The sequence below is a fragment of the Streptomyces sp. NPDC033165 genome (assembly GCF_055577965.1).
Genome location: NZ_JBVIPK010000007.1, coordinates 349,326 through 375,132, shown reverse-complemented (window position 1 = coordinate 375,132; position 25,807 = coordinate 349,326). Strand labels below are relative to the sequence as shown.

At 70.7% G+C, this 25,807-nt stretch carries 20 protein-coding genes and 1 pseudogene; 7 read left to right on the top strand and 14 right to left on the bottom strand.

Annotated features, from left to right (window positions below; genetic code table 11):
• The first annotated feature begins 2 nt into the window (after nt 1-2).
• Nucleotides 3-1,499, top strand: coding sequence for a serine/threonine-protein kinase (locus ACZ5WC_RS19740; protein ID WP_468541992.1), 1,497 nt, complete (start codon nt 3-5; stop codon nt 1,497-1,499).
• Nucleotides 1,500-1,592: 93 nt separating this feature from the next.
• Here the strand turns inward: ACZ5WC_RS19740 and ACZ5WC_RS19735 are convergent, their stop codons facing one another.
• The 3 genes from ACZ5WC_RS19735 to ACZ5WC_RS19725 all read right to left on the bottom strand — a co-directional run bounded on the left by ACZ5WC_RS19735 (nt 1,593) and on the right by ACZ5WC_RS19725 (nt 5,215).
• Nucleotides 1,593-2,663, bottom strand: a complete 1,071-nt coding sequence (locus tag ACZ5WC_RS19735; protein ID WP_468541991.1) for an endonuclease/exonuclease/phosphatase family protein — start codon at nt 2,661-2,663, stop codon at nt 1,593-1,595.
• A gap of 264 nt (nt 2,664-2,927) precedes the next feature.
• Entirely contained in the window at nt 2,928-3,929 is a 1,002-nt protein-coding gene (locus ACZ5WC_RS19730) for an ATP-grasp domain-containing protein (RefSeq protein WP_468541990.1), read from the bottom strand.
• Entirely contained in the window at nt 3,926-5,215 is a 1,290-nt protein-coding gene (locus ACZ5WC_RS19725; protein ID WP_468541989.1) for an MFS transporter, read from the bottom strand. The genes ACZ5WC_RS19730 and ACZ5WC_RS19725 overlap by 4 nt, the downstream gene beginning before the upstream one ends.
• 1,157 nt (nt 5,216-6,372) lie before the next feature.
• Here ACZ5WC_RS19725 and ACZ5WC_RS19720 point away from each other — a divergent pair.
• Nucleotides 6,373-7,086, top strand: coding sequence for an AfsR/SARP family transcriptional regulator (locus tag ACZ5WC_RS19720; RefSeq protein WP_468541988.1), 714 nt, complete (start codon nt 6,373-6,375; stop codon nt 7,084-7,086).
• A gap of 212 nt (nt 7,087-7,298) precedes the next feature.
• On the opposite strand, the gene cs1 is transcribed toward ACZ5WC_RS19720, so the two are convergent.
• The 5 genes from cs1 to ACZ5WC_RS19695 are packed head-to-tail and all read right to left on the bottom strand — an operon-like array spanning nt 7,299 to nt 13,758.
• Nucleotides 7,299-8,276, bottom strand: coding sequence for a clavaminate synthase Cs1 (cs1, locus tag ACZ5WC_RS19715; RefSeq protein ID WP_468541987.1), 978 nt, complete (start codon nt 8,274-8,276; stop codon nt 7,299-7,301).
• A 2-nt stretch (nt 8,277-8,278) separates the two neighbouring features.
• Nucleotides 8,279-9,178, bottom strand: a complete 900-nt coding sequence (speB, locus tag ACZ5WC_RS19710) for an agmatinase (protein WP_468542032.1) — start codon at nt 9,176-9,178, stop codon at nt 8,279-8,281.
• 53 nt (nt 9,179-9,231) lie between these two features.
• A complete protein-coding gene (locus tag ACZ5WC_RS19705) occupies nt 9,232-10,515 on the bottom strand; it encodes an ATP-grasp domain-containing protein (RefSeq protein ID WP_468541986.1) in 1,284 nt (427 codons plus the stop codon).
• A complete protein-coding gene (locus ACZ5WC_RS19700; RefSeq protein WP_468541985.1) occupies nt 10,512-12,035 on the bottom strand; it encodes an asparagine synthase-related protein in 1,524 nt (507 codons plus the stop codon). Before ACZ5WC_RS19700 ends, ACZ5WC_RS19705 begins: the two co-directional genes overlap by 4 nt.
• Nucleotide 12,036: 1 nt before the next feature.
• The gene (locus ACZ5WC_RS19695) at nt 12,037-13,758 is read right to left on the bottom strand and encodes a thiamine pyrophosphate-binding protein (RefSeq protein WP_468541984.1); all 1,722 of its coding nucleotides are present in this window, start codon (nt 13,756-13,758) and stop codon (nt 12,037-12,039) included.
• A 135-nt stretch (nt 13,759-13,893) separates the two neighbouring features.
• Between ACZ5WC_RS19695 and ACZ5WC_RS19690 the strand changes: the two genes are divergently transcribed.
• The 5 genes from ACZ5WC_RS19690 to argJ all read left to right on the top strand — a co-directional run bounded on the left by ACZ5WC_RS19690 (nt 13,894) and on the right by argJ (nt 20,650).
• Nucleotides 13,894-14,976 carry a GNAT family N-acetyltransferase gene (locus ACZ5WC_RS19690; protein ID WP_468541983.1) on the top strand — a complete coding sequence of 361 codons (1,083 nt, stop codon included), beginning with the start codon at nt 13,894-13,896 and terminating at the stop codon, nt 14,974-14,976.
• The gene (locus tag ACZ5WC_RS19685) at nt 14,976-16,604 is read left to right on the top strand and encodes an ABC transporter substrate-binding protein (protein WP_468541982.1); all 1,629 of its coding nucleotides are present in this window, start codon (nt 14,976-14,978) and stop codon (nt 16,602-16,604) included. Before ACZ5WC_RS19690 ends, ACZ5WC_RS19685 begins: the two co-directional genes overlap by 1 nt.
• Entirely contained in the window at nt 16,601-17,641 is a 1,041-nt protein-coding gene (locus tag ACZ5WC_RS19680) for a GNAT family N-acetyltransferase (RefSeq protein WP_468541981.1), read from the top strand. Before ACZ5WC_RS19685 ends, ACZ5WC_RS19680 begins: the two co-directional genes overlap by 4 nt.
• Nucleotides 17,642-17,695: 54 nt before the next feature.
• On the top strand, nt 17,696-19,345 hold the full coding sequence (locus ACZ5WC_RS19675) for an ABC transporter substrate-binding protein (RefSeq protein ID WP_468541980.1): 1,650 nt from the start codon (nt 17,696-17,698) through the stop codon (nt 19,343-19,345).
• Nucleotides 19,346-19,480: 135 nt separating this feature from the next.
• Nucleotides 19,481-20,650 carry a bifunctional glutamate N-acetyltransferase/amino-acid acetyltransferase ArgJ gene (argJ, locus tag ACZ5WC_RS19670; protein ID WP_468541979.1) on the top strand — a complete coding sequence of 390 codons (1,170 nt, stop codon included), beginning with the start codon at nt 19,481-19,483 and terminating at the stop codon, nt 20,648-20,650.
• Nucleotides 20,651-21,808: 1,158 nt separating this feature from the next.
• Here argJ and ACZ5WC_RS19665 read toward each other — a convergent pair.
• The 6 genes and pseudogenes from ACZ5WC_RS19665 to ACZ5WC_RS19640 form a co-directional block, all read right to left on the bottom strand.
• Entirely contained in the window at nt 21,809-22,561 is a 753-nt protein-coding gene (locus ACZ5WC_RS19665) for an ABC transporter permease (protein ID WP_468541978.1), read from the bottom strand.
• A 12-nt stretch (nt 22,562-22,573) separates the two neighbouring features.
• Nucleotides 22,574-23,536: an ABC transporter ATP-binding protein gene (locus tag ACZ5WC_RS19660; RefSeq protein WP_468541977.1), complete on the bottom strand. Its 963-nt coding sequence runs from the start codon at nt 23,534-23,536 to the stop codon at nt 22,574-22,576.
• 62 nt (nt 23,537-23,598) lie between these two features.
• Nucleotides 23,599-24,264, bottom strand: coding sequence for a PadR family transcriptional regulator (locus ACZ5WC_RS19655; RefSeq protein WP_468541976.1), 666 nt, complete (start codon nt 24,262-24,264; stop codon nt 23,599-23,601).
• A 253-nt stretch (nt 24,265-24,517) separates the two neighbouring features.
• Complete coding sequence (locus ACZ5WC_RS19650) at nt 24,518-25,291, bottom strand: hypothetical protein (RefSeq protein WP_468541975.1); 774 nt, start codon at nt 25,289-25,291, stop codon at nt 24,518-24,520.
• A 54-nt stretch (nt 25,292-25,345) separates the two neighbouring features.
• Entirely contained in the window at nt 25,346-25,510 is a 165-nt protein-coding gene (locus ACZ5WC_RS19645; protein ID WP_468541974.1) for a hypothetical protein, read from the bottom strand.
• A gap of 190 nt (nt 25,511-25,700) precedes the next feature.
• Nucleotides 25,701-25,793: pseudogene (locus ACZ5WC_RS19640) on the bottom strand (DUF6238 family protein); the annotation flags it as partial.
• Between the last annotated feature and the right edge of the window lie 14 nt (nt 25,794-25,807).

Here is a 25,807-nt window from a genome sequence, read left to right as displayed (position 1 = left end):
GCGTGGCACCCGTGCAGCGTCGACAGGCCACCTGGGAGAGCGGCCGTACGGAACTGCTGCCCCAGGGCTACCGGGTGGGGTCCTGGGAGATCGGCGAGCCGATCGGAGCCGGGGGCTGGGCCACGGTCTACGCCGGTCGACCGGCCCGCGGCCGTACGGGCTCAGCGGACCGGACACCCCTGTCGCCGGGGCAGGACGGCGGCGGCGTACCTGGTGGGGGCGAGGTCGCCCTCAAGGTCATGCCGACCGCCGGACTCGCGCCCCGCCAGGCGCGCGGTGTGGCGGAGGCCGCCCGGCGCGAGGTCGGACTCGCCCGCCGGACCGGGCACCCCAGGCTTGTCCGGCTGCTGGACTCCCTCGCCCTCCACGCACCCGAACACCCCTTCCTGGACGGTGCGATCGTGCTGGTCATGGAGCGGGCCAGCGGCAGTCTGCGGGATCTCCTCGACGGCGGGGTGGCCGAGGCCGAGGGCGCCCGGCACATCGCCGGAATCTGCGAGGGCCTGGCGCATCTGCACGGGGCCGGCTGGGTGCACATGGACCTCAAGCCCGAGAACGTCCTCATCGGCGTCGACGGATCGGTCAAGCTCTCGGACTTCGGCCTCGCCACCGAGCTGACCGGAACGCACGGGCACGCGCCCCCGATGGGCACCCTGGACTACCTCCCGCCCGAGCGGTGGCGGGCCCCGCTCGGAGACCTCGGCGTGCAGGTCCGGCCCAGCGCCGACATCTGGGCCCTGGGCATCGTGATCCACGAGGTGTTCGCCTCCGGCGCCTCACCGTTCCCGGGCGCCACACCCGTCGCCCGTGGTGCCGCGGTGCAGGAGTACGCCGAGGGCCGCGTCCCGCTCCGCATGGACGCGGCCGTTCCGGAGTTCTGGCGCGCACTGGCCGCCGACTGCTTGGCCCCCACCCACACAGCCCGCTCCGCACACACCGCCGCGAGCCTGCTCGAACGCATCACCGCCCACGAGGCCGAGCGGGCGGAGCCCGCCCCCCGGAGCCGTGTGAGACGCGTGTGGCAACGGACCCGCGCCGCCGTCCTCGCCGTCACGGTGTGCGGTGCGGCAGGCGCGGCGGTCGGGGCGTACTCCGGACAGGAACGGCCGTCCGAAGCCCCGCAGGCGTCCGGCGAACTCCGCTCGGAGGTAAGGGTGTTCAACGCCGAGCGGGGCTGCCAGGACCGCGCGGACCGGGACCCGCAGTGCAGCCTCGGCCTGGCGGTCGACCCCACACGCCCCTACGTCGCCGAGAACGTCGTACCGACCCGGGTATGGGACGGCGACGTCCTGCGTGCCGAGTGCCGGCTGCCGCAGGGCGAGCCGATCATCGACGAGGCGGGCCTGAAGTCCACCCTCTGGTACCGCGTCCGCGTCCCCCGGGCGGGCGCGCGTACCGAGGCGGGCGCGGACGCGGAGGTCACGGCGTGGCTGCCCGCCGTCCGGACGAAGGACCGCCCGGCGCTCGCGCGGTGTCCGCGGCCCTCTGCCGCCCGATGAGCCGGCAGCGGACGGTCTGACACCGGCAGGGCACGACCCCGCCGGGGCGACGGACCAGGACCGCTGTCCGCCCCCCCCGGCAGCTGTCAGCTGTCAGCTGTGACGACGGCGACTACCGGACACCCGGAAGGTGCTGAGCACGGCCTTGTGATCGGTCGGCCAGGTCCAGCTCGGTTCCCAGAACCTGTCCCGTCCGGTCTCCCGGACACGTTCGTTGCGCACGATCGTGGTGGAGGGCCCCACGATCACGCTGTCCAGAAGACGGAGCCGCCGGTCGGGGTGGTAGAAGACGAAGTCGATCCGGTCCCGCTCGTCCGCCTTCGGGGCCCAGGTGAGCTGCCCGGGCTCCACTCCGGCGTTGTCACTCGGCCAGGTGAAGCCCGGCGAGCGCGCGGGGTCGGGGTGGATCTCGCGGTAGCTGTCGCGGAATCCGGCTTTCTCGATGGCCTTGGTCGTCGACCACTTGACGACGGTGCCGTTGTGGTCGAACAGATTCCGCGTCCGACGGGTCCAGTCCAGGTGCGACGGCTCGTTGAAGTCACCGGCCAGCAGGGTGAGCCTTCCCCGGCGCCGTTCCTCGGCGGCGTCCGCCAGGACCGTCTTCGTCACCGCCGTGCGACCGGAGGCCTCGTTGAGCCGCATGATGAGGTCGACATCGGTGATCGGGCCGGTCGGGATCTCGTTCCACCCGTACTCGGAGGTCTCCAGGGGAGGCGGCGTGCCACCGCCGTAGCCGCGCGGCAGGTAGTTGACGTAGTAGCGGTACTCCAGGTGGCCGGAGTAGGCCGCGATCTCGGTGCCGTCGACCGAGATGACCGCCTTCGACCAGGACGGGAAGGAGCTGTGCTCGATGATCGGGTAGCGGGAGATCACTCCGGGGTCACCCGGGTTCGCGTTGTCGAAGTAGGTCAGACCGCGGTCGGCGAGGTCCGACAGCAGGGCGGCGACCCGCTCCTCGTTCGATTCGCTGAGCATGACCACATCGGGTTCGACCGCGGCGATGGTGTCGGCGATACCGGCCCGGCCGCCCGCCACCTGGCTGCCGCCCATCCAGATGTTGAACTGGAGGACCTTCAGCTTCCGGCGCGCAGGCCGGTGCCTTCCCGCCAGGCCGCTCGGGGTGCCGGCCTCGGCGGTGCCCGCGCCCAGCATCCCCGATCCCACGGCCGCTCCTGCCATTCCGAGGAGCGCTCGGCGCTTTACCATCTTCTACCTCAACCTCTGATCGGTGGCTTCTGTCCGGGTGCTGTTCGACCCCGGTGCGACGAAGTGTCGATATGTGTCGCGTCCGAGGGGTGAACCCGAACTGGAATTCGCATGTCGGTCGAACGCTGCATGGTGGCACCCGCCCCCGGCGCTGGGCCAGTCCCGTGCCGCCGTCGACTGTCAAGACCGGTCACGAGAGCAGGTCCGCGTCCGCGGGGTGGATCAGCATCGCTCCCCGTGTGTCCGTCGCCGAGGTGCGCCGCCTTCGTCCAGTCGGCGGTTGATGTACTGGACAAGGGCCTGCGCGACCAGCTTCCTGGTCGAAGGGGGCAGGTCCTCGTAGGCAGCGGAGACGGTCATCCATTCGTTGAATGTGTAACTCTCCCCACTGATAAGCCAGTCCACGCACAGATAGTCGGAGTGCAGGCTCCGTGCCAGGCGTTCGCTGAGGTCCGCGATCTCGGCAGGGGGCTCGTAGCCCGATCCGCTGCCGCCTTGGCTGACGTTGGCAAGGTACGTCTGGCCTGCGGGCTCGCGCAGCAGCGCGGCGATCATCTTGCCTTCGTGTACGTAGACACGGGCGTCGCCGCTGTCAGGCAGGTAAGGCTGTACCAGGCAGCCCAGCCCGCCGGGTGCCATCAGATCGATCGAGGCTCCGAGGTGCTGGACCGTGTCGGCCTTCAGTACCCCGTAACCCATGGCCATGGAACGCGGCTTGACCACGTAGGGCCCGGGCGGCAGCTGGGTTCGTACGGCGTCGAGAGCTCGTCGGGCGTACCGGCCGAAGGGCACTGAGACGGTCGGCAGGACTGGCGCTCCCAGCGCTGCCGCATGGTGGTACATGGCGAGTTTGTCGAGGCCGAAGGCGTCGGGATCCAGGGTCCCGTCCGTCAGCAGGACGCAGTCGGACGCGCGGACGGTCCGGGTGATGGCCTCGATGTGCCGTGCGATGGCCGGGTCCCAGGTCCAGGAGGTGACCAGGAACCCCGCGTACCGGGCGAGCAGGTCCTCCTCGCCGTGCAGGAGGCGCGGACGGCCGTTCCAGACGGGGACTATGTCGCAGGAGTGGACGACACGCACGTCGAAGCCCGCGGCTGTCAGCATGTCGAGGCGCTCGGACCCTCCGCGCTTCAGCTGCTCCTGCACATGGGGGTCGTAGTTGTCCGGCGTGGTGATCCACACGAGTCTCGGCCGTGCGGAGGCTCCGGTTTCGGTGTTCTTCACAGCACTTCCTTGTCGACGGGCGGTTCGGGAGCGGGCAGTACGCGCATGCTGCGCAGTGGGGAGAGGAGGAGCCAGAGAGCGGAGAGCGCGGTTCCCGCGGCTCCCGCCCAGACGGCGGAACGCGCGTCGTGGAACTCGGCGACAGCGCCGCCCAGGAGGACTCCCAGCGGCCTTGCGCCCCAGGCGAAGAACCGGACCGTCGCGTTCACACGTCCCAGCAGGTCCGGTGGTACGGACCGCTGGCGGTAGCTGACCTGGGCGACGTTGTAGATGACGAGTCCCGCCGCGAAGGCGAACTGCGCACAGGCCACGAGCGCGAGCCGGGGGCCTGTCCCGGTCAGGCCTGCCAGAAGGGTGCACGGCGCCGCCAGGGTCACGCTCAGGACGACGGCCCGGCCGTCGCCCAACCGTTCCACCACCCGCCCCACGAAGACTGTCGCAGCCAGGCCGCCCACGCCCCCCGCGGTGAACAGCAGTCCGATCGTGACGGCGGGTACCTCCAGGTCCTGGGCCAGCAGGACGAGCAGCATGCCGTATCCCATGCTCCAGCAGAACGTCATGGTCGTGGAGCAGGCCACCAGGGGGCGCAGCACGGTATGGCCCAGTACGTATCTGATTCCCTGGAGGATCGAACGGTCGAGGCGTTCACGTGGTTCCTGGGCGACCTGCTCCGGTGGGCCCCCTATCCGGGCGACGCAGAGGGCGGATGCGGCGTAGGAGACGCACGACACGACGATCGCCAGCGGTGCTGTGACGGCCTGGACGATCAGGCCTGCCATGCCGGGGCCCGCAGCCGAAGCCGTCTGGTCCACGGCGACGAGGCGGGCGTTGGCCCTGACCAGTCCGTCCCGCCCGACCACGTGCGGCAGGTAGCTCTGATCGGCGACGTCGAAGAAGACAGTGGCCAGGCCCACGACGAACGCGACCGCGCAGAGGTGGGCGACCGCGAGGGCATCCAGCATCCACAGCGCGGGCACCAGGGCCAGAGCCGCTGCCCGGACGAGGTCGGCCACGATCATGACGGGACGCCTGCGCATCCGGTCCACCCAGACGCCGACCGGCAGTCCGATGAGGAGGAAGGCGACCGTCTGGGAGGCGGAGACCATGCTGACCTGGAACGGGCTGGCCTGCAGAGTCGTCGCGGCCAGGAGGGGCATCGCGAGGCTGAGCACCACGAAGCCGGTCTGGCTCAGGGCCTGGGCGAGCAGGAGCCGGCGCAGGTTCGACTCCCGCCCGCTCCGACGGGCGCTGCCGGCCCTGCCCCCACGGAACTTGCTGATCTGCATGGCACCGCCAGTACTCCCCCGGCGGACCGGGCCCCGCGGGCGGGGACGCTTCTGGACGCCCAGAAGCTATGCGTCATCGGTGCCCCCCGCAATGCTCTGGAGATCGGGCCGAAGTGCACCGCGTCGGCTTTGTCGCAGGTCAGCGCCGTGAAATGGATGCCGGGCGGGTCTGGGACGGGGCGGTGGAGAGAGTCGGCGGAGAGTCCGGCGAGAGGTCGGTCGACGGGACGGCCCGCAGTGCCGCCTCTCCGCCGGACTTCCCGACTCGGGCGCGCGTTCGATGCGACGCCTTGCTGTCCGAACAGTCTTCGAGGCGCGCCGTGCACCCCACCCGCCGCACCCACCCCACCTGCCCCTGTACTCAGAAGGACTGGCGATCCGACAGAACTTGTAGACGTGGAGGGGCTCCGCGAACGGCCGGGCCTCGGCACAGGGGCAGCAGCCGGAGTTGGCCGAAAACGATGTCCTCCGTGGTAGGCCTGCTGGAGGCCGGAGGGCTTGCCGATCGGATGGCGGGGCGCGTCGACGGCAGCCGGAGCGGAGGGCCGCCCCGGCGCTCCGCGGGGCGGGGCGCCCTTCCGGAGCATCTCGGCCGTGGGCGGCGCACGGCGGCTGGGCGGAGTGTCCACACCGTTGGGTTCACCGGTGGGCCGGCCTTCCCGGGAGCGAACGGGGGCATGGCTGGACGCACTCCGTCCGGCGGAGCGGCCATGGCGGAGGCTACGCACTGTGCACTGTTCGTCGCCGGCGGCGGCACTGTTCGTGGTTGCGTAAGCACGCGAGCGGCAGCGCACCGGCTTCAGGAGGAGGACGCCGACCCCGGAAGGCGCCGTGATGACCGGACCCGTGCGGGAGGGGTCCGCGGAGAGGGTTCGCCCCGGGCCGAACGTCCGGACCGGCTCACGCGCTGTTCGGTTTCCGGTGATCCTGTCGGCAGTCGTCCGCCCCCATAGCGAATCAGCCAATTAACCGGCGCCCAGATGCGTCCATTGACACAAAGCTTCCACGTTCCGTCTACTTCTGACGCACAGCTCAACTGCAAGTTCGGGTAGGTCAGTAGGCGAAGGGTCCCCAGAATGAATGCAGATGACAGTCGCGACGCGAACCGGCCAGTTCACATCGCCGTGCTGGGTCCGTTCGAGGTGCACGCAGGCCCGGTGCGCGTGACCGTCCCGGGCCGTCGCCAGCAGGGGATGCTGGCTGCTCTGGCCCTGCAGTCCGGCCGGATCGTTGCCGCAGAGCAGCTGATCAGAGCCGTCTGGTACGACAGCCCGCCGCGTACCGCGACGGGGCAGGTCCAGACCGGCATCTGGATGCTGCGGACGGCACTCGTCGCCGCCGGAGCCCCCTCGGAGGTAGTGCAGTCCCATGCTACGGGGTACAGGCTGAACGCCGACCTGTGCTCCGTAGACGTCGCGATCTACCGGGCCCGACTCGCCTCGGCCCGCGCGATGCACCGGCGCGGCTGGCCCGACGAGGCTGCACGACTCGTGCGATCGGCCCAGGATCTGTGGCGCGGTCCGGCTCTCGCCGACATACCTCATCAAGGACTGCGGAGCTGCTCCATGCGTCTTGAGGAAGAGCACGTCGCCGCGGTGCACTACCGGGCTTCACTCGAACTCCAGCTCGGGCGTCACGAAGAAGTCATCCCGGAGCTCTTCGAGCTGGTCGACCACTACCCCTTGCGGGAGAGCCTGCACGCGGACCTCATGCTCGCGCTCTACCGCTCGGGCAGGCAAGCCGACGCCCTGGAGGTTTTCCACAGCGTGCGGCGGACCCTCTCGGAGGAGCTGGGCATCGACCCCGGCCCCGTCCTGCGTACCCTGGCCCAGGCGATCCTGCGACAGGACAGCACCCTCCTGCCCGCGTGACGAGAGGCGAGCCCGTTGCGGGCACAGCGTGGCCGAACCGCGAGTGCCCGAGCCGGCCACTCCCCGGCAGCGCACGGATCGCGCCCCCGCCAGGGCCCAGGCGCCCCACTCCCCGTCCGCTGAGGACCGGGAGACGGGCCGTGCGCCGCGGGTACCCGACCGGAGGGTGCCCGGAGCGGCCCCTTCCCGTCGGGTACGCGGCTTCGGCGCAGCTACCGGCGCGGAGTGAAGGTGATCACGTCACCGGCGCGCTCGCCACCAGTGGGGAGCTGGCCGTGGGAGTTCGTACGGATGTACACCCGGTGCAGCCACCGGTCCCTGCCGTCCCAGCGCGGCGTGAAGGGGGTCCGCGCGTGCGTGGTCCGGAAGTTGTCGATGATCAGAACGTCACCTGGGGTGAGGAAGACCCCCTCCGTGACGTCGTCCAGCGACCGGGACAGCTTCTCCACGGCTTCCGCGTCCGAGCCCGGGTGCGGTTTGAGCAGTTCGCGGTCGTATCCGAGCAGCGGATCGTCCAGGGGGCCGTACAGCGGCTTCACCTCCGCGATGGCACCGGGGTCCTCTATCCCGCCCCGGAACGCCACGTCGACCTCGCACGGCTGCTTGCTGTCGTGCAGCCGGCCGACGGTCTCCGGATCGAGGAGCCGGACGGCCTTGCGGATCGAGCCGACGAGCGTCTGCGCCCTGCGCTCGTGGTCGGCCCTGGAGCACGCCAGCATCACATAGTTGGGCTGGAGCGTGTGGTAGGCCATCTCCGTGTGGAACTCCAGGAGGGTCTCGCTGGTCTCCGACGACAGGTGGTGTGCGCCCGGTGACGGGTACACGTCGTGGTAGACCGTCCCCGACCTGAGCTCCGCGTACCCCGTGTGCAGACCGAGCCGCCGGCCGAGGATCGCGAGGAAGGCCTCCATGTGCAGAAGGCCGCGTCCGACCGGGGCGGGCGTGCTCGTGGGCGTCGGCGGGAGCTCCTCGTCCGCCTCGACCGGAAGCCCGCGCAGCAGCAGGTAGCCGTCCTCGTTGCCCACTCGGTTGAACGTGTCCAGCGCGTCGCAGACCGCGTACGGGAGTTCCTGCGCGAGCTTGTGCGCCACGTCGAGGAACCCGTACAGGTCCTGACGCGGTACGGCGGGAAGCTGTGCCGCAAGTGCCAGCAGGTGGTCGCGGTGCTCGGTGACGTCCAGGGTCGCCATGCCTACCTCTCCTCTTCCTTCTTGGCTCGGTGCGCGCGGGCGTACTGGTACAGCAGTTCGGCTCCCACCTCGGTGGCGAGCAGGCTGGTGATGCCGGCGTGGTCGTACACGGGAGACACCTCCATGACGTCGCACCCGACCGGATCGAGCTCACCGACCGTCCGCAGCAGTGCGAGCACCTCCCGGCTGGTGGGACCGCCGGGGGCGGGGGTGCCGGTGCCCGGGGCGAACGCGGGATCGAACACGTCGATGTCCACCGAGACGTACACCGGTCGGCCCCCCAGCCGTTCCCTGACGAGGTCGGCGGTGTTCCGCACTCCCAAGTCGGCGAACTCGTCCGAGGTGACGATGCGCACCCCGTGCCCCCGCGCGTAGTCCAGGCTGTCCGGCTTCGGGTTGTGCCCTCGGATGCCGAGCTGGACCATCGCGTCCGCCTGGACCAGCCCTTCCTCGATGGCGTGGCGGAACGGCGTACCGTGGTGGAACTCCCCGCCGATCATTGCCGGGTTGGTGTCCGAGTGCGCGTCCAGATGCAGAACCGCCACGGGGCCGTACCGGCCGTGCACCGCTCGCAGCGCGGACAGCGTGAGCGAATGGTCGCCGCCGAGCATGAGGAAGGAGGCGTTGTCCGCGAGTAGGGTGGACAGATGGTCCTGCGCCGCCTTGATGGCGAGGTGCTGGTTGAAAGGAGTCAGGTTCATGTCCCCGCCGTCGACGACCTCGATCAGGTCGAAGACGCCGGGGCCGCGGTCGATGCCGGTGCCGTGCACGAGCCCGGACTCGCAGCGGATCTGCTGAGGACCGAAGCGCGCCCCCGGGCGGTAGCTGGTCCCCCCGTCGTAGGGAGCGCCGATGACCACGACGTCCATCCCTCTGGGGGCAGGATCGTGCGGAAGGCGCATGAACGTGGGGACCTGCGCGTACCGCGGCGAGACGCTCGAATTGATCTGACCGCTCACGGAGCCGCCCTTCGGGTGCGGATGCGGATGCCCGCCGCTGCGCGCCGGGCTTCTTCCAGAGCGGCCTCGGCGGTGTCCCCGCGGGCGTAGACGAAGCCGACGGACGCCGAGTTGTCCAGCCGTTCGGCCACCAGGTCGCCCGGCTGGTGGTGGAGGCTGACCGAGACGCCGGGACGGGCTGCCCCGTCCAGCCCTTCGATACGGACGAACTCGCCGCTCTCGTCGGGGAACAGCACCACCACCGCGGCGCCGCCCACCGTCCCCCGGCCGGGTACTCCCTCCGGTACGTGCTCGACTCCGAGCGCGAGCAGCTTCGCGTCCAGATGCGGGTTGGTTCCGCACACGTCGGTGACCATCGTGGAGATCATGTGCGCCGGCAGCCGGGGGTTCACCTCGATGACGCGCGGCCCGTCACCGGTGATCATCACCTCGGTGTGGGCAGGGCCCTGCCGGTAGGAGATGGCATGCAGGGCCCTCTCCACGCTGGACCGGACCGCCTCCCAGACATCCGGGTCGAGGGCGACCGGGAACGAGTGGGCCTCCTCCAGCATGGTCTGCCTGTGCAGGTGCTTGGATGTCGCGCCGAAGAAGTGGGTGCTCCCGTCCACGGTCATGGACTCGACACTGACCTCGGTGCCCTCGGCGTACTCCTCCACGAGCACGTGACCGGGCCTCGGCTGCCCCCGCAGGGAGCGCCGGACACCCGACAGCTCGCGCCACGCCCCTTCGGCCTCCGCAACCGTCGAGCACTTGCGGACACCGTAGGAGATGGCTTCGGAGGGGGGCTTGGCGATCAGCGGCAGCCCGACGTGGGCGATGGCTTCGTCCAGCTCGTCGGCACAGGTCACGAGGCGCCACCGGACGTTCGCCGGGTCCCCGTCCAGCGCGGCCCGCAGCAGGTGTTTGTCGTTCGCCGAGCGGACCGCGTCCCGTCCCTGAGACGGCAGTCCGAGTGCCTCCGCCGCGCGGGCGGTCACCTCGGTGTGGTAGTCGGAGAACGACAGGACGCCGTCCACCAGGGGCTTGCCGTTCTCGTCGGTGAGGGCCTCCAGAACGGCACGCCAGTCGTGTGTGTCCACGTGCAGGACCCGGTCGACACGGCCGAGAGGGTGCTCGGACAGCGGCCGCTCCCCGCCGGTGTACCACTCCTCCCCCTGTACGAGCAGCCATATCTCACAGCCGAAGTCCCGGGCGCGGTGGATACCCGAGTAGAACGCGTCGTGGAGCATCGACTCCACGATGGCGAGCCGCTTGCCCCGGAACCGCTCGTATCCGGTCATGTCCCGCCCCCGCCCACGATCTTGTCGATGACGTCCTCGATGTCGATGCCGTCAGGCTGCTCGCCGCCCACCACCGTCCGGTCGAAGAGGTGCCGGACGACCCGGGCCTTGACCGAGGCGACGTCCTCCTCCCCGGCTCCTGCCCGGCGGACCAGGAGGGAGAAGGAGGCCGTCGTGCCCGATCCCTCGTGCACACCCAGCTTGGGCCGGGTCACGGTCTCGGTCGGCAACAGGTCGGACACCGAGGTCCGCAGGACCCACTTGTCCCGTCCGAACCTGCGTTTCAGACCGGACTCCAGCGAGGTCAGGAGCTCCAGCACCTCGCGGTCCCAGTAGGGGTGGGTGGACCAGTGGCCGGACGCGGCCGACAGCACCGGGCTCATCTCGTTGAGCCCGTCGAAGGTGTCCATGTCGAGGGCCACGGCCGCGTCCAGGTTCGGCAGCCTGTCCTCCCGGTGCATACCGCCCAGGGGGATGTCCGCTCCGTAGCCGGTGAGGACCCTGCGCGGCGGGCCGCCGATACAGCGGTACATCGCCGTCAGGGGCAGGAGGTACTCGATCACTTCCGGGTCCAGCGATTCAGCGGCGTGAACGGTGTGGGGGAGCAGGGCCAGCAGTTCGCCGGACTCCACCGTCATCTCCCGGTGGTCCGATCCCAGGTGCTCCGCGACGACTCTCGCCTGCGGGAACTCGTTCGAGACGTCCGTGCCCATCGACAGGGTGTCGGTCCTGGTCGGGGACGCGCCCGCGGTCAGCGCGGCGACGGCCGAGGAGTCGATTCCTCCCGACAGCACCACGAGTGGCCGGCCGGCGGCCGGAAGGCGCCGCACCACGGCCTTGCCCAGGGCCGCCCGTACCGCGTTGACGGCATCGTCCGGCTCCGTCAGGCACCGGTGCACGGGCGGAAGCCACGTGCGGTGCACCGCGGCGGACCCGGTGTCCACGCCGATGTCGACGACAGCCCCGGCAGGTACCTGGTGGAGCCCGGGAAGCCCGCGGATGCGGCGTGCTCCCAGCACCGGGGCGCAGCGGCCCACTGGACCGGCGCCGGCCAGTGCTTTGACCTCTGTGGCGGCCAGGACCTGACCCGGCTCGACGCGTACGTAGAAGGGGATCGAGCCCGCGTGGTCCGTGGCGGCCAGTACGCGGGTGCCCGACACGGCCAGCGCCGCGTACCGGCCGTTGATCATCCGGAATGCGTGCAGGCCGTACTTCTCGATCAGTCCCGTCACGAGAACGGCGTCCGACGCGCTCGCCTCCGTGCCCAGCGTGCCGTGGATCTCCTCGCGGTTGTAGATCTCCCCGGCGAACAGCAGCAGGGAGTCCCCGTCGGTCGTGTAGGCCCCGTCGGCGTCGGATCCGGGGTGGACCAGGACCGCGTCCACGGTCTGTGCGCGCAGCCGCTCGGCCAGCAGCGTCTGGTGTCCGCGCGTGGCGAAGACGGCCGCCGGCGTCCTGCCCCCGCCGGTGTGGGCGGAGGCCAGGAAGCCGTATGCGGCGGGAAGGTGGGTCTGCGTCATGTCAGATCTTCAGCGCTCCGAAGCCACCCGCGGTGAACTCGTAGTCCACCGGGACCTCGATCAGGTAGGGCCGCCCCAGCTCGACGCCCTTGCGCAGCGCGGCAAGAAGCTCTTCGCGCGTGGTCGCCTTGGTGCCGTCGACCCCGTTGGCCTGGGCCAGCTGCACGAAGTCCACCCCGGTGAACTTGACGGCCGGGTCGTGGCTGCGGTGGTGGCCGATGTTCTGGTACAGCTCGATCAGGCCGTTGGTGTCGTTGTTCACGACGACCGTGACGATGGGCAGGCCCAGACGCGCGATGGTCTCCAGATCGGCGCTGTTGGAGTGGAAGCCGCCGTCGCCCGCGATGAGGAACGTCGGCTGGCCGGGCCGGGCGAGCTGGGCGCCGATGGCCGCGGGGATGCCGTAGCCGAAGCTGGAGCAGCCGGCGGAGGTGAGGAACCCGTACGGCTGGTCGGCGCGGGCGAAGAGCACACCGTAGTGACGGAAGAACCCGATGTCGGAGACGATCGTCCCCTCGGAGCCCTCGGCGGTCTCGGTCATGACGGTGTTCATCGCGTCGATCACCTGGTGGACGCGCATGCCGTCGTCGTACTGCTCGGGGTCGGCCAGCAGCTCGGCGATCCGCTCACGGACCGCCGTGATCTCGTGCCGGTCCTTGGGCCGCACCTGCGAGGTGCCGGCTTCCAGGTGGTCGACGAACGCGAGCACGTCCGTGACCACGTCCACCGAGGGCCGGTAGATCCGCGGAACCGGGTTGGCCGTCGGGGACACCCGCACGGTCTGCTTGGACCTGCCCCGCTCCCACATGGAAGGCCGCAGGTCTTCCGCGTAGTCGTAGCCGAGGGTCAGGATGACGTCGGCCGGCCCGAAGAGCGATTCGAGCGCGGGGAACGACAGGATGCCGTCCATGTAGCCGGTGACCGCACCGTAGTTCAGCTCGTGGTCGTGGGGCAGCACGCCCTTCGCGATGTACGTGGTGATCACGGGGATGTTCAGCCGCTCGGCCAGAGCGCGGATCCCGGGGACCGCACCGGCGCGGATTGCGGCGGCGCCGACGACGAAGACCGGATTGGCGGCCTCGCGCACCAGGGCGACGGCCTGGTCCGCCGCGAGCTGCCACCCGGGCTGGACCGCTGTGATCGGCTTGGCGGGCGTGAGCGCGGGCCCGGGGTCGGACTCGATGTCGATGCCTTCCGAGGAGCCCAGCAGATCCACGGGCAGGCTGATGAAGGAAGGCCCGACCGGCTCCGTCATGGCTGCCGTCACCGCCGAGTCGACCAGGTCGGTGATCTCCCGCGGACGCTGCAGCTCGACGGCGTACTTCGACACCGGCTCGGCGATCCGGACCAGGTCGAGGCACTGGTGCGTGTCATTGGGGAAGATGTCGTGCGACTCCGACTGGGCCGCCATCGCGATCACCGGGGAGCGGTCGAGGACGCTGGTCGCCATGCCGGTGGCCAGATTGGTCATCCCGGGGCCCAGGGTGGCCCAGCACGCCTGCGGGCGCCCGGTGATCCGGGCCAGCACGTCGGCAGCCACGCCGGCGGTGAACTCGTGGCGGGTCAGGACGAACTCGATACCGTCCTGCTCGTCGAAGAGGATCGAGGCCGCCTCACGGCCGACCACGCCGAACACCTTCTCGACCCCGTGCTCTCGCAGGCGCTTGAGCAGGGCGTGCGCGGTGGTCGGCTGCTCACTGGGGCCGGTGGACACACGGGACATCTAGGTTCTCCTGTTCACGGTGTGACGGGGGGTCGGGGCCCACCCTGGGGCGGTCCGCTCTCGCCGTTCTCTCCAGCGGGTATCAAGGAGCGCGCCGAGAGCGGGTGGAGACCGCCGTAACCGAGGATCTGCCACGTGAGCAGTGCACTGGTGATCAACCGATGGCAGACGCCCGAGGACGCACGTGAAGCGGGCTGGGACACGCTCGTCGGGCCGGAGGACTTCTTCCTCCTACCGGACTGGATGCGTGTCCTGCAGGACTCCGCGGGAGCGCGGATGGGGTACCTCACGGCCCGGGTCGGCAGCCGTGTTCTCGCGGCGCTGCCCATGGTCCACGCCACTCGCGAGTCCCCGTGGTCGCTGGGCCGCACCGATCTGCTGATCCGGCACTGCGCCGACGAGGGCATGGACGGGGCCGCAGCGATACTGGGCGCGTTCGGCGAGGTCGAGCGGCTGATGCCCTCGATGATGTGCGGCGGACGCCACCTCGGACGGACCCGCCTCCTCCTGGGCCCCGGCGCCGACGCGGACACCGCGCACCGCATCCTCGAAGAGGCCGAGGGCACCGCCGCGCGGGAAGGGGCGCGGTCGATCTGCCTGCCGTACGTCGACGCAGCCGACCGGGTCCAGCGCAGCGTGCTCCGTGCACGCGGCTACGTGTCCCACGTGTCGGGGCAGTTCGCGTCCCTGGTCCTGCCCGGCGACGGCTTCGCCGACTACGCGTCGGCGTTCCCCGCCCGGCGTGCGCGCCGGGTGCGCGCCGAGCGTCGCCGCATCGAGGCCTCCGGCGTACGCATCACCCTGGAACCTCTCGACCCCGCCGACATCCCCCGCCTCGCCTCCCTGGAGACGGAACTGTTCGCCAAGTACGGCATGGCGGCCTGGGACCCCAAGCGCTCCGAGGCCGTTCTGCGTGCGGCCGCACAGCGCCTGGGAGACCGGGCGCTCGTCTCGAAGGCCGTTCAGGAGGGCCGGATCGTGGGGTTCGCCCTGATCCTCTCCCACTCAGACGCCTGGTTCGCCCACCGCGCCGGCTTCGACTACGCGGCCGTAGGCAAACTCCCGCTGTACTACGAGCTGTTGTACTACTCGCTTGCGGACCACGCCGCTCGGTACGGCGTGGGCACGATCCACTACGGCATCGGCTCCACCGAGGCCAAGGTCTCCCGCGGCTGCACTCTTTCGGAGCAGCACCTCTACGTGAAGGAACTCGCCTGATGTCCGGCTGGAACGCGGCGGTGGCAGCCCTGGCCAACCCCGGGGGAGCCCCGGGCGGCCGTCTGCGGATGGTCGCTTCGGCCGACGTCGACTCCCTCGACCCTGCCCGTACCTACTACGTCTGGTCATGGCTGCTCCAGCGGACCATGCACCGCACGCTCATGGCGTTCGGGACCGATCCCGTGTCCCCCACCGTCGTACCGGACCTCGCCATCGGCCCCGGTGAGGTCTCGGATTCCGGCCTGACGTGGACGTACCGCATCCGCGAAGGCGTCAGGTTCGAGAACGGCGAGGAGGTTCGCGCCCAGGACGTCGCGTACGCGGTGGAACGCGTCTTCGCCCAGGAGACCCTCGCCGGCGGGCCGACGTACCTCCTCGACCTCCTCGACCACGGCGACTACCCGGGCCCCTACCGGGGACAGCGCTGCCGAGCCGTCGACTGCCCTGACGACCACACCCTGCGCTTCCGGCTCAGAAGGCCCTTCGCGGACTTCGACTTCCTCATGGCACAGCCCAACACCGCACCGGTCCCGGCCCCTTGCGACACCCGCGGCGACTACGAGAAGGCCCCGGTGTGCTCCGGGCCGTACCGCATCGGCAGCTACGAGGCCGGCCGCTCCCTCCAGCTCATCCGCAACCCGCTGTGGAACCGCGCCGACGACCCGCTGCGCACGGCCCTGCCGGACGAAATGACCGTCACCTTCGGAGTGGACGTCGACGACCTCGACAGGAGACTCATCGCCGGGGAGTTCCACATCGACGTCGAAGGGCGCGGTATCCAGCACGCCGCACGGGACGCGATCCTCGCCGACCCCGTTCTGCGGGCCCGTGCGGACAACCCCGCAACGGGCTTCCTGCAGTACGTCACCGTCCAGACCTCTGTCCCTCCCTTCGACAACCTCCATGCCAGGCGTGCGGTCTTCTACGCCGCGGACAAGGCCGCGCTCCTCGAAGCGCGCGGCGGGGACGGAGTGGGCGGCTCGCTCGCCACCAGCCTGATCCCCCCGACTCTGCCCTCCCACACCGGCAGCGACCGCTACCCCTGCGGCGCCGACCTCAGGGGCGACCTGCCGGCCGCCAGAGCCGAACTGGCGGCCGCAGGAGTCCCCGACGGCTTCGAGACGGTGATCGCCACCCAGCCGGGCAAGTTCGAACTCGTGGCCCGCGCCCTCTCGGCAGCGGTCGCCCGAGTGGGGATCAAGGCCCGCGTCGAGGTTCTGGACACCGCTTCGTACTACCGGTCAGGCCTCGGGCACCCCGACACCGTGCGCGCGCTGGGCCTCGGCCTGGGAGTCACCGACTGGGGTGCCGACTACCCGACCGAGTACGGCTTCCTCGCCCCCTTGGTGGACGGGCGGCAGATCAAGCGCGACGGCGGAAACTTCAACTTCTCAGAACTCGACGACCCCCTGGTCCGGCGTCTCGTCGACGAAGCCCAGGCCCTTGCCGATCCGTCCGCGCGGCACGGGCTCTGGCAGCGCATCGAGGACACGGTCATGGAGCGCGCCGTGATCCTTCCGATGGCCCACGACCGCACACTGCACTACCGGCACCCCGACGTCACCAACGTGTACGTGCACCCCGCCTTCGGGCTGTACGACATCCAAGCCATGGGACTGGCCCGATGACGGAATCCTTCGCCCCTGTGACCCCGTCCGACCGGCAGGCGGTCGACGACGTGCACCGCCTGCGCCTCGCCGCGCAGGCAGCCGACACACCCCATCTCCCACCTCCCTGCCCGGCCGACCTGGAGGGCTCCCTCGCCGTTCCTCCGCCGGCCACCGCGATCGAGGAGTGGGCGGCCTACTCGGCCGACCGGACCTGTGTCGCCTCCGTACGGCTGGAGTTCCCCCTGGAGGAGAACGACAACGCCGTCACCGCGGCCGTCTTCCTCGTCCACCCCGCCTTCCGCCGCAGAGGCGTCGGAACGCGGGCCGCGGAGTTCGTGCGGGACCGTGCCACCGCGCACGGCCGCACGCGCATCCTGCTGGCCGCGGATGCGGGACCGGGGGACCGCTCCGCGCCGCCCGCGCAGCGGTACTTCGCCAAGGCCCTGGGAGCCCGGCCCCTCGCCACGTTCCACCACCTGCGGCTCATCGTCGACGCGGTGCCCCGCACCGGACCCGTCCCGGAACCGCTGCGGTTGCGCTTCTGGGGCTCGACGGTTCCCGAGGACCTCGCCGCGCAGGCGGCCCGCCTGGAAGCCACCCTGTCGGCCGATGCCCCGACCGGCCGGCTCGCATGGGCACCCCAGCCGAGCGCCGTGGCCCGGATCCGCGACTTCGAGCGCATGCGCATCGCCCGGGGCCGGCGCGCCTACCAGTGCGGCATCCTCGACGCCCGCTCGGGGCGGATGGCCGCGTGGACCGCGCTCTCGATGACGCGCGCCAACCCGGACAACGCCCTCCAGGCCGTCACCGTGGTCGACCCCGCCTACCGCGGGCGGCGTCTCGGACTGCTGGTCAAACAGCACAACCTGGCCGCGTGCCGAGCGGCCGAGCCCGGCCTCGCCCACGTGGACACGTGGAACTCGTCCGAGAACGCCCACATGCTCCGCATCAACGCCGCGTTCGGCTTCACCCCCGCCGGCACGCGGTCGATGTGGGAACTGGCCGTCCACCCGCCATCGGACGCCGGCCGGCCGGACGTGGCGCTGGATCACTAGACGGATCCAGGAACCCCGCACCATCCGCTCGACACGAAGGGCGCTGACAACACCGTGGCATCCCACACGACCTCGCACGGGATCGTGAATCCGTCCGACCGACGCGGCGGCACCCTCAGGTACGTCCGCACCGACGACTTCGACTCCCTGGACCCCGCCGACACCTACTACGCGTACACCTGGAACTTCATCCGGCTCATCGGACGCCCGCTCGTCGGCTACGCCACCGACGGCAAGGGCGGTTCCATCCTCGTACCGGACCTGGCGGAGCAACTCGGTCACGCATCGCACGACTCGCGCACCTGGACCTACCGGCTGCGCGAGGGAATCCGCTTCGAGGACGGCACCCCCGTCACGTCCCGGGACGTGAAGTACGCGGTGCTGCGCGCCGCTCACCCCGAGGAGGTGTACGGGGTCCCCGTCACGCGCGGGGGACCTGCTTACCTCCGCCAGTACCTCACCGGGCCGGAGGGGGTCGAGACGCCGGACGACCGCACCGTGGTCTTCCACCTGCGCGAGCCGTTCGCCGCGTTCGACTACCTCGCAGCGCTTCCCACGACGATCCCGGTGCCGCGCGAGCACGACGACTTTCCCGGGTACCGCCGCCACCCCGTGTCCTCGGGCCCGTACCGCATCGACTCGTACACACCAGGGGCAGAACTCGTCCTCGGCCGCAATCCGCACTGGGCCCTCGCAACCGATCCCGTACGCACGGCCCTTCCGGACCGCATCACGGTCCGGCTCGGGGTGAGCGGACAGGAGGTCGACCGCATGCTGATCGAGGGGGAGGCCGACATCGACCTCGCCGGCGTCGGGGTACAGCCCGGGACCCAGGCACGCCTCCTGGCCGACCGGGACCTGGTGGCGCAGGTCGACAACCCCCGCACGGGATTCGTGTGGCTCTACTGCATCAACGGGAACATCGGCCCGCTGGCGGACATCCACGCCAGGCGTGCCGTGCAGTACGCCACTGACAAGGCGTCGATGCTCGCCGCCTACGGAGGCGGCCCCGCCGGCGAGATCGCCACCACCCTGCTGCCCTCGTCCGTGGTGGGACACGAACCCTTCGACCGCTACCCGGTCGGCCCCGGGGGGACGGGGGACCTGGAGGCGGCCGAACGCGAACTGGCTCTGGCCGGACGCCCCGACGGGTTCGCCACCAGGATCGCCGCCCGGGAGGACCGCACCAAGGAGTGGAACGCCGCTCTCGCCCTTTCGGACGGGCTGGCCCGCGTCGGTATACGCGCCGAGGTGGTCCCGTTCACCTCCGGTGACTACTTCACCAAGGCGGTCGGGGTCCCCGAGTTCGTGCGGAAGCACGAGATCGGAATCGTCATGTTCGGCTGGGCCGCCGACTTTCCCGACGGCTACGGCTTCCTCCAGCAGATCGCCGACTCGCGGGCGATCAAGGAGACGGGGAACCAGAACCTCGGAGAGCTGGCCTCTCCCCGGATCGACGCACTGCTCGACGCCGGCGCGGCGACGCGCGACGAGCGGGAACGCGCGAGGATCTGGGCGACCGTGGACCGCGCAGCCATGGACGAGGCCGTCATGTGCCCCTACATGTACGTCAAGTCCGTCGTGTTCCGGGGGGCGAGGGCCGCCAACGTCGTCATGTCACCGGCCTACGGTATGTACGACTACGCGGTGCTGTCGGTCGCGGACACCGACCCGCCCGCCGCGGGCGGGGCGGTCGGCAACTGACAGGGTGAACGGAGTCCAGGGGCACGCCGCACGAGAGGTTCTGGTACCAAGGACGCGGGCGGCGGGCCACCGGCTTCCCGTCCACCTCTCACCTACGCCGTCCACATCTCCACGTGTCACGAATCGAGGACTTTCATGCATGGTGCGGTTCCCCGCGGGTTCACCCTTCACACCGCGCCGGTCGGAATCGAGGACGACGGGCGCGATGACCTGTGCATCATCGCCTCGGACGTACCGGCCCGCTCCGCAGCGGTCTTCACCCGGTCCAGGTTCGCCGGCCCTTCCGTGACGCTCTCGCGTGCCGCGGCGGCCGACGGAAGGGCGCGCGGCGTGGTCGTCATCGCCCGCAACGCCAACGTGGCCACGGGAGTGCAGGGGTCCCGGAACGCCACCGAGGTACGGGATGCCACCGCACGCGCCCTCGGCATCGCACCGTCCGAGCTGCTGGTCGCCTCCACCGGGGTCATCGGCCGCCAGTACCCCATGCCGCAGATCCTCGACCACCTGAACGGGCTCACGTGGCCGCCTGCCGGTGAGCCGCGCGACATGACCGCGGCCGCTCGGGCGATCATGACCACCGACACCCGGCCGAAGTTCCTCAGCGCGCGGATCGGCGAAGCGACCCTGACCGGCATCGCCAAGGGCGTCGGAATGATCGAACCCGACATGGCGACCCTGCTCACGTTCTTCGTCACCGATGCCGAACTGGGCGAGGAGACGCTGGCGTCGGTGTTCAGGCGCGTCATGGACATCACGTTCAACGCCGTGTCCATCGACACCGACACCTCCACGTCCGATTCGGCTGCGATCTTCTCGAACGGCCTGGCGGGGCCGGTCGATGCCGAGGAGTTCGAGCAGGCCCTGCTGTCGGTCGCGCTGGGGCTGGTGAAGATGATCGCTTCCGACGGCGAGGGCGCATCCACACTGATCCAGGTCGAGGTCGAAGGCGCGCGCGACGTCGCGCAGGCCAAGCGTGTCGGCAAGGCCGTGGTGAACTCCCCGCTGGTCAAGACGGCCGTCCACGGCGCGGACCCCAACTGGGGCCGGGTCGTGATGGCGATCGGAAAGTGCCAGGAGGACACGGACATCCTCCCGGAACGTGTTGCCGTGCGGTTCGGAGACATCGGCGTCTACCCTCCCGGAGCCGACGAGGACGAGCGCCGCGATTCGGTGGCCGCCTACCTCAAGGCCGCCGACGAGGTGGTCATCGGCATCGACCTGGGCATCGGAGAGGGACGGTTCACCGTGTACGGCTGCGACCTGACCGAGGGATACGTGCGCCTCAACTCGCAGTACACGACGTGACCGGCCCCCTACCCTCGTACACCGCGGGAACGTAGCCGAGCGACTTCCGGTCCCCGTCGGCGTCGCGGCCGGGAATCCGCCTTCCGACGTCCACTCGCTCGCCACTGTTCTCCGGGCCGGCCCCTGCGTACGTCCACGCGGGGGCCGGACGCGCCGGGGGCACGTCTTACTCCTGTTACTCCTGTGCCGATGACGGCAGCGGTGGGTGTGCGGCGGCCGGAGTGGCTTGCTGCAACGACCGGTTGAATCCGGTCAATACGCGAGTTTCCGGCTCGCCGAGCATCTGGGCGCCGTCGGCTTTTGCACAACCTGGGTGATCAAGCCGCGGTGGTCCTGGAAAACACTCGCCCAGGTCGAGCCGGCCCCCGCCGGGTGGATCGACTGGTACTGCCACCGGCGCCTGTGTGATGGGACCGGCCGCACACTCCGCCCCCGTCGAGTACGAGAGCAACTGCTACCTCACGACCACGAAACCCCAGGTCGCAAGGACTATCTGCGACCTCTGCCGAACCCGGGCGGTTCACCTGGCCCGACGGCAGAGCGGTTGCCGGGTCTGGGGGCGTGCGGCTGGTCGGTTGTGACCGGTCGGGGTGCATAACGGTGCGGGCGCGGACTTCCGGACGATCTTCGATTTGACGCGTGCGGATGTCCAGTGAAGTCCTCCGCCCGGGCCCGTAGCCGGTGACGGAGCTTGAGTTCGGCGCTCGGCCGGCCAGCGGTGTTGGTCGCGAAGCACGTGATCCGCATGCCGTCCGCGTACGTGAACATGGATGCCGCGGGACGAGTACGCCTTGTCTCCGGCGACCGCTTCGGGCCGGGTGCGGGGACGGCCGACGGGCCGTGGACCCGTATCTTCCCCGACCGGCTCCGGCCTCTGCTGCCCTGCCACCGCTCGGCCTTCATGGCCCTGGAGAGCGGGCTCACCACCGGTCACCGCCCGCCGGCGAACCGCACCGTCGCCCGGCCCGGCGAGTCTGCTCGCCGACTGCGCCCTCGACGGATGACCACCACGGCGGCCGTGGACGGACGCCACGGCCGCCGTGCGCCTGACCACCCGGACCCGGCCGCTCTTTTCCGAGCGGATCAAGCCCGGTACGGCCGCAATCGCCGAGCCCAGGGCCCGGGAATGCGGCCGTACGGTGTCCGGTGCCGGACGGCTCACGCGTTGTACTTGGCGAAGATGCGGGTGCCGCCCACCGCCGAGACGACCATCAGGCCCAGCACCACGGCCACGCCGACCACGACGTGGTGGGAGGTGTAGTCGCCGGTGAAGAAGTCCCGCATGGCGTCCACCGCGTAGCGCAGGGGGTTGGCATCGCCGATGGCCTGGAGCCAGCCGGGGGCGTAGGCCAGGGGCAGGAGGATGCCGGACAGCAGCATCAGTGGCAGCGCGATGCCGTTGAGGACGGGGGCGAAGAGCCACTCCGATGTCAGCTTCATGGCCAGCGCGTAGGAGAGGAAGGCCAGACTGATGCCGACGAGCATCATCAGGGCGATCGCGGCCACGATGCCACCGAACGGCGCGCGTAGGCCGAAGATCAGGGCGATGAGGACGATGACCACCGACTGGATGAACAGGGCCAGAACGTCCCAGAGGACCCTGCCGAGGAGCAGGCCGAGCCGGCTCGCCGGGGTCACCCGCAGCCGTTCCAGGTAGCCGGAACGGACGTCGGGGATGAGACCGAACCCGGCGTAGCCGGTGGCGAACAGGCCCAGCTGGACCAGCAGCCCGGGGATGTAAACCTGCCAGGCTGCCGGTCCGTCCTGCGGCAGCATCTTGACCAGCAGGGGGCCGAACAGAGCCATGTAGACGAACGGCTGGACGAGGCCGATGAGGAGACCCATCCTCTTCTGGGCCACGGCCGCGGCCTCGTCGCGGAAGATGATCGCCGCGTCGCGGATCGTGTGCATCCTTGGCTCCCCTCAGGCGTGGACGGCGTCCGCGCCACGCTGCGAACGCCGGTCGGTCATGGTCATGAAGACGTCGTCGAGCGTGGGCTTCAGCACCCGCAGGGACTCCACCCGGATGCGCGCGGACTCCAGCGAGCGCAGCAGGTCGACGAGAAGGCGCTCCGCGTCGCGGCAACTGATCGACAGGACCAGGCCGTTCACCGACACCTCGTGGACGTCGCGGTGGGCGGTGAGCAGCTCGGTGGCCCGTGCGGTGTCGCCGTCCACCTCGATCTCGATGGTGTCGTATGAGATCGCGGCCTTCAGGCTCCGCGGGCTGTCCTCGGCGATGATGCGGCCCTTGTCGATGATCAGGACACGGTCGCAGAGGCTGTCGGCCTCGTCGAGGTAGTGGGTGGTGAGGAAGACGGTGGTACCGCGTTCGTCACGCAGGCGGCGGATGTGCTCCCAGACATCGTTGCGGCTCTCGGGGTCGAGGTTGGCGGTGGGTTCGTCGAGGAAGAGCAGCTTCGGCTGGTGCATCAGGCCCAGTGCCATGTCGACGCGGCGGCGCTGGCCGCCGGAGAGGGTCTGGATGACCCGGCTCGCGAGCCCTTCGAGGCCGAGCTGGGCGATCGCCTCGTCGGCGCGGGCCTCGGCCTCGGGGCGGGACATGCCGTAGAGGCGGCCTTGGAGGACGAGGTCCCGGCGGACCGGGGAACTGGGCTTGGCGCCGCCTGCCTGGGAGACGTAGCCGATGTGCGTGCGGACCTTAGCGGGCTCGTGCAGCAGATCGTGGCCGGAGATGACGGCCGTGCCCGAGCTCGGCGGGAGCAGCGTGGTCAGCACCCGCATGGTGGTGGTCTTGCCGGCGCCGTTGGGCCCCAGGAAGCCCACGATCTCGCCCGCGTGGACGGTGAAGTCGACTCCGGCCACCGCCTCGACCGGGCCCTGCTTGGTGGTGAACGTCTTGGCCAGCCCCTTGGCCTGAATCATGGGTAATGCCCTCCTCGGCGGATACGGTGCGGCCCGCTGGTCGTGCGTTGCGGGTGGTGCGCTCATGCCTGCTGCTTCTCCGTCCTGTCGTGCGTCGTCTTGTCTTCCGTCCCGTCCCGGTCGATCCATACCTCGCGGCCTTCCTTGGTGGTGAGTTCGGGCCAGGTGAGGGTGCCGTCGTCGACCTCGGCGACGATCCGCCGGGCCCAGTCCCGCTCGGCTTCGGCCATCGTCAGGGCGTATTCGAGTTCGATCACAAACAACCGCGGCGTCTGCTGGTCCAGCACCTCGGTCCTTGCCCGGCGTGCCTCCTCGATCTGCTGGTCCAGGCGGGCGATGCGTTCCCGCAGGGCCTGGACAGCGCGCTCGGGCCCGAGGGCGCCGAGGTAGCTCACCGCGGCGAGGAAGCTGGGGTACTCCTTCACCGGGGTGCGGACCAGTTCGTCCAGCCAGCTCATGAACTCCTTGCGGCCCAGGTCCGTGTGGGCGTACACGGTGCGTTCCGGCCGGCGTCCGGCGCGTTCGGTGCTGTGCTCGGCGATCCAGCCGGCCCGCACCAGGGCGTCCACGACGTCGTAGAGCGAGCCGGTCCTGACCTTGAAGCTGGTGTCCTTGTTGCGCTCCCGCAGGGTCGCGGCCATCTCGTACGGATGCATCGGCTGCTCCAGCAGCAGCCCGAGGACCGCGAGCCCGAGCAGGTTGGACACCGGCCGTTTGCGCACCGCCATCTGCCTACCTCCTTTAGTCGGATCCGACTATACGGCATCGACTGATGTCGTGGGAGCGCCCTAGCCCGGGAGCAGCCCGCGCAGATGGCCAACGGTGGGGCTCCCGAGTCCGGGCGAAGGGTGTCCGGAGAGCCGCAGTGCGGCACGCTGCCCCCGGCCGCACCGCTGCCCGGACCCATGTCGATCAGCCAGTCCGCGGCGGCGGCCAGATGCAGGTCGTGCTCGGCGAGGACCACGGTGTTGCCCGCGTCGATCAGCACGTCGAACGCATCGACCAGCACCTGCACGTCCGCCGGATGCAGACCGGTGACCGGCTCGTCCAGCACCACGAGTCCGGGCTGCCGCGCGCCCCGGTGAGGCAGGTCAGCGCGCCCAGCGGGATGTCGATCCGGTCGGCCCGCACGGTCCGCATGTCGACGTCGGTCAGGCTGAGCATCCGGTCGGCGCGCACCGGGCGCCGGGTGCGCCGCACCCGTCCGCCCGGCATCGTCAGATAGCGGCCGGTCAGCGATTCGGGGACGGCGGCAATATCCCGCGGAGTGCCCTGGGCCACCAGCCGTCCGCCCCCGCGCCCGGCCCGCGGGCCGACGTCAATCACCCAGTCCGCCCGGGAGATCAGCTCGGGATCGTGCTCGATCATGAGGACGGTGTTCCCGGAGCCGCGCAGCTCCTCGATGAGATCGCCCAGCCGCGCCTTGTCGGCCGGGTGCAGTCCGGCGGACGGCTCGTCCAGGACGAACGCTACCCCTGACAGATCGGTGCACAGCTGGGCCGCCACCCGGGCCCGCTGCAGTCCCCCGCCGGACAGCGTAGGAGCCGGGCGGGAGAGCTGGACCTGTCCGACCCCGAGCCGGACCAGCAGCCTGAGCCGCGCCCGGAGGGCGGGCAGGACCGCCTGCGCCGCCTCCCGCCGGGCCGGCCCGAGCGTCGCGGGCAGGCCTTCGGCCCAGTCGAGCACGTCGTCGACCGGGCGGTCGAGGAGTTCGTGCAGGCGCCGACCGCCGAGCCGCACGGTACGGGCGACCATGCCCAGGCCCGTCCCCTCGCACGCGGCACAGGGCTCGTTACGGACGAACGGCTCTTACGTCGCCCGGACGGCGGGACTGGCTGCACCGCTGAACAGCCGCTCCGCCTCGGCGATCGCCCCCGGCCACGGGCGGCTGTCACGGACGCTGACCGCCGTGCCGCTCTTCATGGTCGCCTCGTAGGCGATCCCCACGGCTTCCTCGCCGGTGCCGTGCAGCACCGCCCGCCGGAACTCCGCAGGCTGCTCGCGCCAGGAGGGCGAGATCCACCGCGAAGCGGCGGGCCAGCGCCTGAACCGTCGCCCGCTCGGGAGCGCGCGCCATGGCGAACCACGGCGACGCCCCGTCCAGCAGCGGCCGGCCGGGCTCGGTGCTCAGCAGGGCCTCTGCGGACCGGGCCCGGCCTCCGCTGTCTGCGTCCGACGGGGCCAGGGCTCGTGCGTGGTGGCGGATGCCGGCGCTCGCGGCGCGGAGGCGGGGGGCCGCGTCGTCGGGGCGCGGGGGAGAGGCCGAAGGTG